The organism is Flaviaesturariibacter aridisoli, from assembly GCF_004343705.1.
Classification (GTDB): domain Bacteria; phylum Bacteroidota; class Bacteroidia; order Chitinophagales; family Chitinophagaceae; genus Flavisolibacter; species Flavisolibacter aridisoli.
In genome coordinates this window covers 38529-49376 of sequence record NZ_SKFH01000028.1, presented here as the reverse complement: position 1 = coordinate 49376, position 10848 = coordinate 38529, and the positions used below count along the sequence as shown (strand labels likewise).

The window sequence follows — 10848 nt, the reverse complement described above, 5'->3', positions numbered from 1 at the left end:
AGACCCCGGAGCAGCGCATCAAAGAACTGGAAGCTGCACTTCAATGGGAGCGCGACAAGAACCTGCTGCTGGAAACCACCATCGAGGTAGCGGAAAAGCAGTTCGGAATCGTGTTGCCAAAAAAGTTGCGCGCCAAGCTGCCCAAACCCTCCAAACGCAAGGACGGCTGAGCCTGAGCCGCGCCTGCAGGCTGCTTGGCATCTCACGGCAAGCCTTTTACCAGCAGCGCAGCCGCAATGAAGTGCGCGCCCTTCGGCTGGCGCCTGTACGCCACCTGGTGCAGGAAAAGCGACAGCTCATGCCCCGTCTTGGTACCCGCAAGCTTCATTACCTGCTTGCCCCCGAACTAAAGACCCGGGGCTTGAAGCTGGGGCGCGACGCCCTGTTCGACTACCTGCGGGGCGAGCACCTGTTGGTGCAACCGCGTAAGTGCTATACGAAAACGACAAACTCCAAACACTGGTTGCGCAAGCATCCCAACCGCACCGAAGGCCTGGAGCTGACGCGTCCGGAACAACTCTGGGTGGCCGACATCACTTACGTCACAACCAAGGAAAATACCGCCTACCTGTCGCTGATCACCGACGCCTACTCGCGCAAGATTGTAGGGCACTTCGTATCCGATAGCCTGGCAACAGAAGGTGTTGCCTGTGCCCTGAAAACGGCCTTGAAACAGCGAAAAGCGAACCTTCCGCTAATCCACCACTCCGATCGCGGTATTCAATATTGCGCAGCACCATATCAGGAAGTATTACAGAGCGGCAACGTGCTCTGCTCGATGACGCAGGGAGGAGATTGCTATCAAAACGCGCTGGCGGAACGCATCAACGGGATCCTCAAAGACGAGTTCCTGCTCACACCTTGTCCCGATCTGCAAAGCCTGCGAACAGTAGTGGCCCAATCCATCCACATCTACAACACCCAGAGACCGCACCTCAGCCTACACTACAAAACCCCGAACTTTATCCATGAAAAATCCCTGGAAGCAATCAGCAACCAGGGATCTAAAAACAATCTAAAAACCGTCAACTTATTCTAGGACGGGTCAAACAAGAGATCATTATTACCAAGTAATTCCCTTTCATGGAAGCGGCAAGAAAACGTAACATCCAAAGCGGTGAAGGCTACACCCATCTCTTTCCCGCTGCAGAAGTGGGCACCCGGACAATCCGCAGAAATGCAGGGGTAACCGACACGGTGGCCTTTATCCCCAAAGTGGTGCACCAGACGCTGGACCATACAAAGCGCCTTGCGGCAATGCTTAAGGGAAAGGACACGTATGAAACCTGCTCGAAGATCTGGCACTTTGTGTACCGGCATATTGCTTACAAAAAGGACCAGGAAGGTTATGAGCAGATCCGTAGCCCCGCCCGGGCCTGGCATGACCGGAAAACAGGGGTGGACTGTGATTGCTACTCGGTATTCATCTCGTCGATCCTGACCAACCTGGGCATCCCGCACATCCTGCGCATCACGAAGTATCACCGCGACTACTTCCAGCACATTTACCCGGTGGTGCCGTACCAGGGCGGCACTATCACGATCGACTGCGTGACCGACCAATTTGATTACGAAGTACCCTATTCAGAAAAAAAAGACTACCCGATGGACCTACAGTATCTCAATGGTTTCGAAAGCGATGACATGGGCGAGCTGGGGAAACTTTTTGCCCGACGCATGGGCGCGGCAGCCAAAAACAAACGCGGCTCTTCGGGGCCTAAGCCCAAAAAGCCAAAGAAGAAGGGCTTTTTCAAAAAGCTTATTTCCAAAGTAAACAAGTTCAACCCGGCCACCATTCTTCTTCGAAACGGTGTGCTGGCATCCATGAAGTTGAACATAAAGAACGTCGCCAAGCGCCTGCGCTGGTCATACCTGACCCAGGAACAAGCCGTTGCCAAAGGAATTGACCCGGCTAAGTTCCAGCGGTTGGTGGCTACCCGTGAAAAGCTGGAGCGCATTTTCAGCGGTGCGGGTGGAAAGGTTGCCAACCTTAAGAAGGCAATCCTCCGCGGCAAGGGTAACCGGGACAAAGCAGTGGCCGGTCTGGGTGAGCTGCCGATCTATGGCATCGAGTACATGGACACCGCCACACCGCTTCCGCAGCTCCTGGGTCCGGAGATCTACCACTCTGAAAACGTGGAAGGCTTCGAAGGGCTTGGCGAACTGGGGGAACCCATCACGCTGGCTTCGGTCGCCGCTGCAGCCGGTGTGATTTCGGGTATCGTAGCGGCCCTGAAACAAATCGGCGATGTTTTCAAGAAGAAGTCCAAGGATTCCGAGGATTTTGATCCTGCCCGAAATGAAGCGGCGGAAAGCGGGGCACCTGTGCCTGACACTACTCCGGTGCCTCCGGTTGAAAGTACAGGTTTGCCGCCCGCTGGTAGTGCAGCCGCGGATGAAGGATTTGTAAAAGGGGGCGGTGGTGGCTCCTCTTATGCGATGACCCGGACAGGCGGCAGTGGCGACGACGGGGGCGGCAACTTCCCGGCACCGGTTGCGCCTGTAGAACCGCCTGCGCAAATCGATGATGCGTCACCGCCGGCGGCAGCTGTTGCCCCACCGACCGATCCGCCGCCTCCGCCACAAAAAGAAGGCTTTTGGGATAAAAACAAAAGTTGGCTGAAGCCGGTTGCCATCGGAGTGGGCGGGATTGGGCTAATAGCAATCGGTTATGCCGTGTTCAAGCCCAAGCATCCACCGACAGCTCCCGCCAGCAAACCAAAAACAGGCGGCGGTCTTTCCGGAATTCCGAAAAAGAAGCGGAAGAACCACCACCGCTCCAACAAACCTCATCAAAAAAAGAAGAAGGTCGTTGCCCTCATCTGATCAACACCAAAAAAAGATCCATATGCCTAAAAGGAAAACACGTAAAAAAACAAAGCAGGCCCAGCGCAAGCAATTTACGAGCGGCTTCGACTCCCTGGCCACCAAAGGAAACATGAAAAACACGGCCCTTGAGACCGGCAAGGATATCCTGGTCTGCGTGCTCGGTGGCGGCCTCATCGGTGCGGCCATCGGCAGGCCTTCCCTCGCCATCGGCGTGGTCACAACCGGCCTGGGCCACTACTCGGGTAATAAGTTAACCCAGCTACTCGGCCTGGGGATGATGGCTGCGAACGGATTCCAGAAAAGCAACTCGGTAAATGGCTTCGAGGGCTTTGACGGCGTGAAAGACCGCCTGCAGGCTTACAAGGAGAACTTCTCTGAGAAGCTTTATATCGATAAGCTGATGAAAAAGGCTTCGGCCGGAGCGGCTACCAGTGGCTTTGGCAACCTGCAGTACTTCTCGTATCCGAACAACGACCTCGCGGCACTCAATGCTATCGAGGAACAGGTAGCCAATAGTGCTTACCAGTTCCAGGGCGCGCTGCCAGACTCCGAATTCGGTGACGTAGACCGGGATTTTGGCGAAGTGAGCAACGAGTTCGGGGATGTGGGCAGCGAATTCGGTGACCTGGAAGAACGGATGTTCTAACGAATCCAATTAATCAACAATCAAAAATTAACCCTCTAGCCTGCCAATAGGCTGGAACAAACTCCTCATGTCATGTTAGGATTACTCGAAGGCGTAGAAGAATACAACAACCAGGGCGCACTCCTGGGCATCGAAGGCGTCGATGATAACGAGCTGCTGGGCGCACTCCGCCGCATGAACCCGCTGAAGCGGATGCGGGCCATCAATAAAATGTCGAACACCGGGGCCTCTTCCAAAGGCTCGCGTGCCGAAATGGAAAAGTTCTTCGGCGAGCTGCCGGCCCACATCAAGGAAGGCATGGTAAAAGGCGAGCTGCGCCTGGCCGACTCCACCATCTACTCCATCAAGCCGGTGACCTCCAAAACGATCAAAATGTTCGAGACGCAGGACGACAAGGAAATTGGCCTGCGCAACCTTTCGAACGCCAAGCTGCCCAAGAACCAGGCTTTCCTGGTAAGCGGGATCTTCATCCTGGCGGGCACCTCGGCCGACAACTCTAAGGACAAGATCATTGCCACGGAATTCAAGGGGTTGGAGAACTACAACGCTATTGCCAACGGCGAGTTCTCGCTCAAGAGTAACAAGAAGCAGATCGTGCCCGAGACGGCCAATATCGTCTTCAAGACCTCCGGCAACAAGAATGTGCCCATCGGCTACTACAAGCTCGCCAACCCGCGCCTCATCCACGATGACATCCTCATCGAGATGACCATTGAGCTGGGATCCATGGACGGCATTCCCGCAAATACCTACATCTACACCGGCCTGCACGGTACCATCACTACCCCGTAAGCAACAGGGACCTATGAAAGCCAACTGGAAGCTCATAGCGGCTGGCTCCGTGCCGGCCCTATGCTTCCTTCTTTACCGAAAGACAAAAGCAATGGGGCAATCATCTACAGAAGCAAAGAACCTAAGGGCCTTTCTCGTCATGATTCAGTACGCGGAGGGCACGTTTGGAAAGGACGCCTATCGCAAGGTATTCGGCGGGGGGACGGTTTCCAGTCTGAACTGGCATCCGAACATGCCGATTACAAAGGGAGGTATCACGTCCACCGCTGCCGGAGCCTATCAAATCCTCGGAAAGACCTGGGCGGAGATCTCCGGTAAACTCCGCCTAACCGACTTCGGACCTGAAAGCCAAGATAAAGCCGCCGTGGAGCTCATTCGCCGCCGTAAGGCACTGTCCGATGTATTGGCCGGTCGCTTCGGAGCGGCAATCACGAAATGCCGGAAGGAATGGGCCTCGCTGCCGGGTGCGGGCTATAACCAGAGGGAGCGGAGCAAACAAAGCCTGCTGGCCGTGTACAAAATCGCCGGAGGCATCACCACGGCCTAATACTGAACACATGGAAAAAAGAGTCAAGAAAAGATATGATATCGATGTGCCGGCGGCGGGAGGCACCTTCTCTAAAACTTTCGAGTTGGAGAAGACAGTGGTCAAGGTGCACGGCATCCTGTTTACTTCTGACCGCGATGACCTGATGTTCTATCGGGGTTCGGCAAAAGTAGAGCTCAACCGGGACGAGCTGTTTCCGGAGAACTACGAGACAAAGTTACTCATGAGCGGGCTAAATGTTTCTCCAAATGAACGGTACTTCAACCTTGGAGGTGTCCAACCTGGAAACTTCAAGCTGAAAGTGGACTACAAGGACACGCCCGACACCCGTTTGCAGTTTGTGCCCTATCGGATATCCATTTACCTGGACCTCGAAACGATTTCTTAATGAAGGAACAGGCAATCATCCACCAGGAAGTGGTTAACCGAAAAGGAATCCTGCGTTACCTGCAGGTGCCCTTGCCCGGCCTGGCAAAACGAATCATAGGTGTCGAAGCTTCAGTTATGCTGTTATCCGCACTTCCAGCGCTGCCTTTGGGAGGAAGTCCGCCTGCCTTCCCGGCCTATGATCCGCTGTTTGTGGTGGGAGTGAGTGATAAGGCAGGTTCGCTATCGCTGCAAAGTCCAGACACCTCTGACATCTTCCTGCAAATGGAAGTGTTCAGCACAGATGTCAATTCTGGTCTTGGCGACTTCTCCTTTGTAAGCGAGGGGCCGAAGGAATGGCTACGGGGGCGCAAACGGTACCCGGTTAATCTAAATGTGCCAACAAAGGCGCCCATTCTGGAGGGGTACTACCGCGATCAATGGATGCCCGAAGGTGGTCCGGACATAACCTATCAATTGAATCTGATTATCTGGTACGAAGCCACACCTTATGACAAGTGAAATCGCACTCGACTATATCCGGCGCCGGATGCAGGAAATGGGGCATCGTGAGCACTATTTGCTTCGCCTTCGCCACCTGCTGCTGCGTCCGGGCGAGGTGCGGGAGCTGATCGCCTATGGTCAACTTCTGGTGCTGATGGAAACGAGCGATTCCATACGTATTGAAAGTGATGTGGGCCTTTATGACCTGAGCGACGACCAGGCCCAGGAGATTCAGTACGAACACAGAGGCTACATCCGGGTGATCAACCTTTCTGTTTCGCCCACCAGTGTACGCCTTTTACAAGCCATTCCGCAAAATTCAACGAACGATGCCCGTAACGAATGATGTATACGACCAACTGAAAATTGACAAGCTGCGCCACTTTTTGGAAGCGCAGGCGGAGAAGGGCATGGCCAAACCCTTTGAGATTTTCGTCGACAACCTCAAGGTGGTTGCGAAAACTGAAGATCCTAAGGAGTTTGACACCTACGAGTTCTACATGAACGAGGACACGGAGAAGGTGCGGATCCTGATCTATAACTCCAACCTGTCGCCCCGAAATGACCAATACTGTTTTGCCGTACAGCGAAACAAAATCGACAAGGGAGGTACGCTTGGTGAGATCGACAATATCATCCAGGAAAAGCTGGCCGCCCGCGACCGCGAATATGAAATGACCCGCCTGCGCGAAGAGTTGCAGTCGGCAAAGGAGGAACTGGAGGAGTCGGAAGAATACGCGGAAAAGCTGGAAAAGGAAATCCAGCACCTCAAGGAGAACAAGTTCAAGCTCGGCAATGTCAACATTGCGGAACTGGCTTCCGTGGCTCTGGAAGGCATCGTCCGGCGCAATCCGCAAATGCTCACGAAGCTTCCGGGCGGCGAAGCACTTGCAGGTATGGTGATTCAGGACAATCAGGACCGCGAGCGCCAACTACAGCAACCGCAAGCCCCACAACCGGAGCCGGAAGTGAGCTTCCAGCGGAAGGAGCAGAGTGGGCCTGAGGTAAGCGAGGATGAACTGCGTCAGCTCGCTTTTCTCCGCCAGCTCACCGAGGGGTTCGATCCGCGCCAGTTCGAACTCTTCAACATTGTCCTGGGGCGCGTTGCGCAAGATCCGGCGCTGCTGGAACAAATCGCAAAAACCTTAAACATCAACTTCTAACGAATGAAAAAGTACCACTACGACATTTCCATTGATGCGGCTTCGCAAACCGAGGCCGATTCCAAGATGACTGCGCTGACGTCCCTCATGCGCAAGCTCTCGGCCACGGAGCTTTCCAAGCTGGCCCACATTGTCAACCACGACCCGGCAAAGACGGCACTTGCCAAGAAATACCTGGGCGTATAACCAATCATTCATGCCGCAGCACAAACAGCACGAAGAGGAAAGTTTCACCCTTAAGGAAAAGCTGGCCTATTCAATGGTTGGCCTTGTGGTCCTGAGTGGTAGCTTTTTCATCGGTCGCAGTATTGTGCGGCAGGCGCGGTCCACGTCAGAGGAAAAGAAAACCTATGACGATACCAATGCTGCCTACTATGCCCAGAAGCTAAAAATGGCATTTGAAAACGACAATGCTTTTGGGTGGGGGACCGACAAGGTGGCCGTCCGCGAGGTGCTTCGAATGATTCCGTCCAAAGAGGTGTTCAAACTGGTGATTAATTCCTACCAGAAGCTCTATGCCCGAAGCCTGATGGCAGATCTCAAAAGCGAGCTGACACTGAGCGAATACAGCGAGATGCTAGGCATTGTGGCAGGCAAGCCGGACCGAATATCGAAGGGGGGAGCACCCTTGGTTGGGCCGCAGCAATACCAGGCCTGGGCGCGGCGACTGAAAGCGGCCTTTGACATAACCTATTGGGGTGTTCCGGGGACGGATGAAGAAGCAGTTAGGGCGGTGTTCCTGGAAATTCCGACACAAACAGACTATCAACAGGTGACCAGGGCCTACCAGCGGGAATTCGGGCGTGAGTTGGGACGCGACCTGAAAAGCGAGCTGGAGTTCTGGGAGTACAGTCCGATGATGGACATCATTATGAAAAAACCCAAGTGATTACCGATGAAAGCAAAAACAAAGAAGAAAGCCCCGCCTAAAAAGCAGCAAAAGAAGACGCTGATCCTGACCGCCTTCGCGGTAGGGGCGAGCGGAATCCTGGGCTATTTCGGATGGCAATACTTCCGGAAAAAGCGGGAAGCGCGAAAGAACGCAGATCTCGATGCGCTAATCAAGGCGATGCCGCCTGCCCCAGTAACGCCCGATACGCCGGCACCAGCGCCCAGGCCGCGGTCAAGGGCAAACTCTGGAAATGGAGGATCGGATGACTTCCCGCTTAAAAAGGGGAGCAAGGGTGAGAACGTGCGTATGCTGCAGGAAGCGCTAATTAAAAAGTATGGTGCTAAAGTGCTTCCGCGCTTTGGTGCGGATGGTGACTTTGGAACGGAACTGGTGAGTGCCTTGCGCCGCCAGGGGCTCCCGACGGTGGTCACAGAAAGCACCTTCAACGTGCTGACGCAGGGAAGCCGGCCTTCAGACAATCTTCCTTCCGGAAAGGAGCTTTACGAGGCCGCTCTTTCTAAGGATTTTGCAAAAACCATCGGCCTGCTGAAACGGATTGGCAGTGTGGACCAGTATTCGACCGTAAACGACTCCTTCAAGCAATTCCGCCTCGCTGGCGTCCGGCAAACGCTCGTCACCGGCCTGCTCAACACCTTCACCCAAGAGACGCAAAAGCAGAAGATCAAATTCGAGTTCCTGCGCATGGGGTTACAGTTCGACGGCAGTAAATGGAGCCTTTCAGGTTTTGATGGACGTCCGATTGTGACCGTAGCAGCCACCAGCGTTTGGTTGAGCGGAACCGAGAAGGTGCGTGTTCCGGCCCGGATGGTCTTGGGAAACGAAGTCTCCCGCCGTCTCGATTACACCCTTTTTGAAAATGGAAGCAAATACTTCCTCGTGCCCACCAAAATGGTAACCTATCTCTAAAACAAGCTTATGAAACGACACATCAAATACATCATCGTACACAGCACGGCCACGTTCGATCCGAAGGTATCCCAGTTCTACGGCGACTTTCACTATGTGGTGGAGCGCTCCGGCGAGATCAAGCGCATTCATCCGGAAAGCTCCATCGTGAAGAACGTGCCGGAGGCCGATAACGAAGCCATCCACATCGCATACGCAGGTGGCCGCAATAAGTCGGGCAACCTGGGCGACACCCGGACGCCGGTGCAGGAAGAATCCCTTTTCAACAAGATCATCGCCCTATCGGTAAAGTACCCTAGCGCCCGGATCATGGGGCACGAAGAGTTCGACGCTGCCTCCGGCTGCCCGGGCTTTAGCGTCAAGGAGTGGCTCAAGGGATACGAGCCGGGAATCGCTGTTGCTTAAAAAACAATACCTATGGAAAATACCATTTTAGCAGCCCTTGCTACAAGGGGCTACCGGGCCTTTATTCGTCCTTTCGAGCTGAACATCGTGGGGGTGCGGGCTGACAGCACGAAGCCCAATGCGTTCGACGACAGCATCCATGTATTTTACCGTAACCGCGAGGGACAGCTGGTTCAGCACCAATTCTCCGCGACTACCGATCCGGGAACTTATTGGCTCCTGAACCCGTTGAATCCGCAGGGGACTGCCATTCTCAAGCAAGGCCAATACATCGCTACCTATATGATCGGGCTGCACCGAGGCAAGTACAAGGCGCTTGTGCAAAAGCGACCGGTAACCGTGCTGCGGGACTACGACCGAAAGGCCGTGCTTGACTTCCTGAACGGAAAGGAGGACACCGGCCTCTTCGGGATCAACATCCACCGGGCAGCGGAAACAGGCACGACGCAGGCCGTGGACAAGTATTCAGCCGGCTGCCAGGTCTTTCAGAAAGCATCGGACTTTGACCTGTTCATGCAGCTCTGCGAGCGCCACCGGCAGCTCTATGGCAATGAGTTTACCTATACGCTGATCGACGAGCGTGCACTTGCCCGCGAAGCTCGAAAAAATGGCTAATGGCCGCACTGGGTCTAAGTTTTAGCGTAGGGGTGGCCGCCCTCACTTATTCCATCATTCAATCAAAATCCTATGAAAGCCTTCCTCCACGAGATCCTGCGCGATAAAAACGGACAATTCTCCATTCGCGAGTGTCTCATTGCAGTGGTCATCCTAATGATCGTGGCGAGCTGGATAGCCCAGCAGTTTTTCGGTAAGCCGGTGCCGGAGTTCATGTTCTACTCCTTCACTAGCCTGGTGGCTGCCGGCTGCTTCGGTTATTCAATTGAACGAAAATCATCTCAAACTGAAAACAACAACAACCAATGAAAAACATCAAAAGCAAGTTTCTCTTTTTGTCCTTCGGTATCGTGCTCGGCATCGTCCTGGCCCTGACCTTCCAAAAGCAAGCTGACCGGCCTTTCGGAGAAGTACCTGATTCGGCTGCTGCCACCAGCATCGATTATGCCGAGCAGGTGCAGGCCATGGAAGTGAGTTTTGCCCAAAAGCAAGATTCGCTGCAAAACACCAGCGATAGCCTGGCCTCGGCACTGGGTGAATCGAAAAGCCAGTTGAAGTCAGTAAAGGCGCGGAGCCACCAACTGCAGGAACAGATCTATGAAATCCTGGACACTCGCTTTGAAAAGCAGTTGGCGGATTCCACCACGGCTCCCTCGCCCTGCGATTCGCTGATCGAATCCGTGTCCGCCTACCTGGACGAGACTCAACTCAAGGACAGCCTGCAATTGGAGGTGCAGAAAGGCTTGGAAGGCCAGTTGGCGGTTAAGGACAGCCAGCTTCTGCTCAAACGATCGGAATATGACCGGCTCCGCGACGCCTTCGATAGCACGCAATTGCAGGCAACTGCCTTGAAAGAGGCGAACGTGTCGCTCACCTGTCAATTCAAAAAGCAACGAACGAAAAGCCGGGTTCTCGGTGCCGTTCTGGTGTTTGTCACAGGCGCCGCCGCAACCTATCTATTGCATCATTAGAAAAAAGCCCATGAAAGAAAAGACCATCGTATCGACCGTTACACTGCTCACTTCCCTGCTGGCCTACTGGTATTCCAAAGAGGCAGAAAAGGACTCCGTGCCCTACGTGATGATGGGTGGCTTTTTAGGTTCAATCCTGGGTGAGACCATCGTTGAGCGTGTGCACAAGAGCAATAAAATCCAATAACGAC

At 54.1% G+C, this 10848-nt stretch carries 17 protein-coding genes; all 17 read left to right on the top strand.

Translation table 11 applies throughout. The features are described from left to right. Window positions 1–43 precede the first annotated feature (43 nt). The 17 genes from E0486_RS14310 (at window position 44) to E0486_RS18960 (ending at window position 10844) form a co-directional block, all read left to right on the top strand. Entirely contained in the window at window positions 44–1039 is a 996-nt protein-coding gene (locus E0486_RS14310; RefSeq protein WP_243697446.1) for an IS3 family transposase, read from the top strand. A gap of 44 nt (window positions 1040–1083) precedes the next feature. Further along, on the top strand, window positions 1084–2826 hold the full coding sequence (locus E0486_RS14305; protein WP_131852964.1) for a hypothetical protein: 1743 nt from the start codon (window positions 1084–1086) through the stop codon (window positions 2824–2826). Window positions 2827–2848: 22 nt separating this feature from the next. Next, on the top strand, window positions 2849–3475 hold the full coding sequence (locus E0486_RS14300; RefSeq protein WP_131852962.1) for a hypothetical protein: 627 nt from the start codon (window positions 2849–2851) through the stop codon (window positions 3473–3475). A 72-nt stretch (window positions 3476–3547) separates the two neighbouring features. After that, window positions 3548–4267: a hypothetical protein gene (locus E0486_RS14295; protein ID WP_131852960.1), complete on the top strand. Its 720-nt coding sequence runs from the start codon at window positions 3548–3550 to the stop codon at window positions 4265–4267. Between the two features lie 13 nt (window positions 4268–4280). Continuing rightward, window positions 4281–4814 carry a glycoside hydrolase family 24 protein gene (locus E0486_RS14290; RefSeq protein WP_207906263.1) on the top strand — a complete coding sequence of 178 codons (534 nt, stop codon included), beginning with the start codon at window positions 4281–4283 and terminating at the stop codon, window positions 4812–4814. Between the two features lie 10 nt (window positions 4815–4824). Further along, window positions 4825–5202, top strand: coding sequence for a hypothetical protein (locus E0486_RS14285; RefSeq protein WP_131852958.1), 378 nt, complete (start codon window positions 4825–4827; stop codon window positions 5200–5202). Further along, window positions 5202–5702 carry a hypothetical protein gene (locus tag E0486_RS14280; protein WP_131852956.1) on the top strand — a complete coding sequence of 167 codons (501 nt, stop codon included), beginning with the start codon at window positions 5202–5204 and terminating at the stop codon, window positions 5700–5702. The genes E0486_RS14285 and E0486_RS14280 overlap by 1 nt, the downstream gene beginning before the upstream one ends. Beyond that, window positions 5692–6030: a hypothetical protein gene (locus E0486_RS14275; RefSeq protein WP_131852954.1), complete on the top strand. Its 339-nt coding sequence runs from the start codon at window positions 5692–5694 to the stop codon at window positions 6028–6030. The genes E0486_RS14280 and E0486_RS14275 overlap by 11 nt, the downstream gene beginning before the upstream one ends. Further along, entirely contained in the window at window positions 6014–6847 is an 834-nt protein-coding gene (locus E0486_RS14270) for a hypothetical protein (protein WP_131852952.1), read from the top strand. The genes E0486_RS14275 and E0486_RS14270 overlap by 17 nt, the downstream gene beginning before the upstream one ends. A gap of 3 nt (window positions 6848–6850) precedes the next feature. Beyond that, window positions 6851–7033, top strand: coding sequence for a hypothetical protein (locus E0486_RS14265; protein ID WP_131852950.1), 183 nt, complete (start codon window positions 6851–6853; stop codon window positions 7031–7033). Window positions 7034–7043: 10 nt separating this feature from the next. Next, window positions 7044–7736: a hypothetical protein gene (locus E0486_RS14260; protein WP_131852948.1), complete on the top strand. Its 693-nt coding sequence runs from the start codon at window positions 7044–7046 to the stop codon at window positions 7734–7736. A 6-nt stretch (window positions 7737–7742) separates the two neighbouring features. After that, the gene (locus tag E0486_RS14255) at window positions 7743–8666 is read left to right on the top strand and encodes a peptidoglycan-binding domain-containing protein (protein ID WP_131852946.1); all 924 of its coding nucleotides are present in this window, start codon (window positions 7743–7745) and stop codon (window positions 8664–8666) included. Window positions 8667–8675: 9 nt separating this feature from the next. Continuing rightward, window positions 8676–9071, top strand: coding sequence for an N-acetylmuramoyl-L-alanine amidase (locus E0486_RS14250; protein WP_131852944.1), 396 nt, complete (start codon window positions 8676–8678; stop codon window positions 9069–9071). Window positions 9072–9083: 12 nt separating this feature from the next. Further along, on the top strand, window positions 9084–9686 hold the full coding sequence (locus E0486_RS14245) for a hypothetical protein (RefSeq protein WP_131852942.1): 603 nt from the start codon (window positions 9084–9086) through the stop codon (window positions 9684–9686). Window positions 9687–9758: 72 nt separating this feature from the next. After that, window positions 9759–9995: a hypothetical protein gene (locus E0486_RS14240; RefSeq protein WP_131852940.1), complete on the top strand. Its 237-nt coding sequence runs from the start codon at window positions 9759–9761 to the stop codon at window positions 9993–9995. Next, window positions 9992–10657 (top strand): hypothetical protein, encoded by a 666-nt coding sequence (locus E0486_RS14235; RefSeq protein WP_131852938.1) that lies wholly within the window; start codon window positions 9992–9994, stop codon window positions 10655–10657. The genes E0486_RS14240 and E0486_RS14235 overlap by 4 nt, the downstream gene beginning before the upstream one ends. Window positions 10658–10667: 10 nt before the next feature. After that, window positions 10668–10844 carry a hypothetical protein gene (locus E0486_RS18960; RefSeq protein ID WP_165917342.1) on the top strand — a complete coding sequence of 59 codons (177 nt, stop codon included), beginning with the start codon at window positions 10668–10670 and terminating at the stop codon, window positions 10842–10844. Window positions 10845–10848 lie beyond the last annotated feature (4 nt).

Coding starts and splice junctions, on each gene's coding strand:
- E0486_RS14310 (WP_243697446.1), top strand. CDS start 44: ATGGGAGCGCGACAAGAACCTGCTGCTGGAAACCACCATCGAGGTAGC.
- E0486_RS14305 (WP_131852964.1), top strand. CDS start 1,084: ATGGAAGCGGCAAGAAAACGTAACATCCAAAGCGGTGAAGGCTACACC.
- E0486_RS14300 (WP_131852962.1), top strand. CDS start 2,849: ATGCCTAAAAGGAAAACACGTAAAAAAACAAAGCAGGCCCAGCGCAAG.
- E0486_RS14295 (WP_131852960.1), top strand. CDS start 3,548: ATGTTAGGATTACTCGAAGGCGTAGAAGAATACAACAACCAGGGCGCA.
- E0486_RS14290 (WP_207906263.1), top strand. CDS start 4,281: ATGAAAGCCAACTGGAAGCTCATAGCGGCTGGCTCCGTGCCGGCCCTA.
- E0486_RS14285 (WP_131852958.1), top strand. CDS start 4,825: ATGGAAAAAAGAGTCAAGAAAAGATATGATATCGATGTGCCGGCGGCG.
- E0486_RS14280 (WP_131852956.1), top strand. CDS start 5,202: ATGAAGGAACAGGCAATCATCCACCAGGAAGTGGTTAACCGAAAAGGA.
- E0486_RS14275 (WP_131852954.1), top strand. CDS start 5,692: ATGACAAGTGAAATCGCACTCGACTATATCCGGCGCCGGATGCAGGAA.
- E0486_RS14270 (WP_131852952.1), top strand. CDS start 6,014: ATGCCCGTAACGAATGATGTATACGACCAACTGAAAATTGACAAGCTG.
- E0486_RS14265 (WP_131852950.1), top strand. CDS start 6,851: ATGAAAAAGTACCACTACGACATTTCCATTGATGCGGCTTCGCAAACC.
- E0486_RS14260 (WP_131852948.1), top strand. CDS start 7,044: ATGCCGCAGCACAAACAGCACGAAGAGGAAAGTTTCACCCTTAAGGAA.
- E0486_RS14255 (WP_131852946.1), top strand. CDS start 7,743: ATGAAAGCAAAAACAAAGAAGAAAGCCCCGCCTAAAAAGCAGCAAAAG.
- E0486_RS14250 (WP_131852944.1), top strand. CDS start 8,676: ATGAAACGACACATCAAATACATCATCGTACACAGCACGGCCACGTTC.
- E0486_RS14245 (WP_131852942.1), top strand. CDS start 9,084: ATGGAAAATACCATTTTAGCAGCCCTTGCTACAAGGGGCTACCGGGCC.
- E0486_RS14240 (WP_131852940.1), top strand. CDS start 9,759: ATGAAAGCCTTCCTCCACGAGATCCTGCGCGATAAAAACGGACAATTC.
- E0486_RS14235 (WP_131852938.1), top strand. CDS start 9,992: ATGAAAAACATCAAAAGCAAGTTTCTCTTTTTGTCCTTCGGTATCGTG.
- E0486_RS18960 (WP_165917342.1), top strand. CDS start 10,668: ATGAAAGAAAAGACCATCGTATCGACCGTTACACTGCTCACTTCCCTG.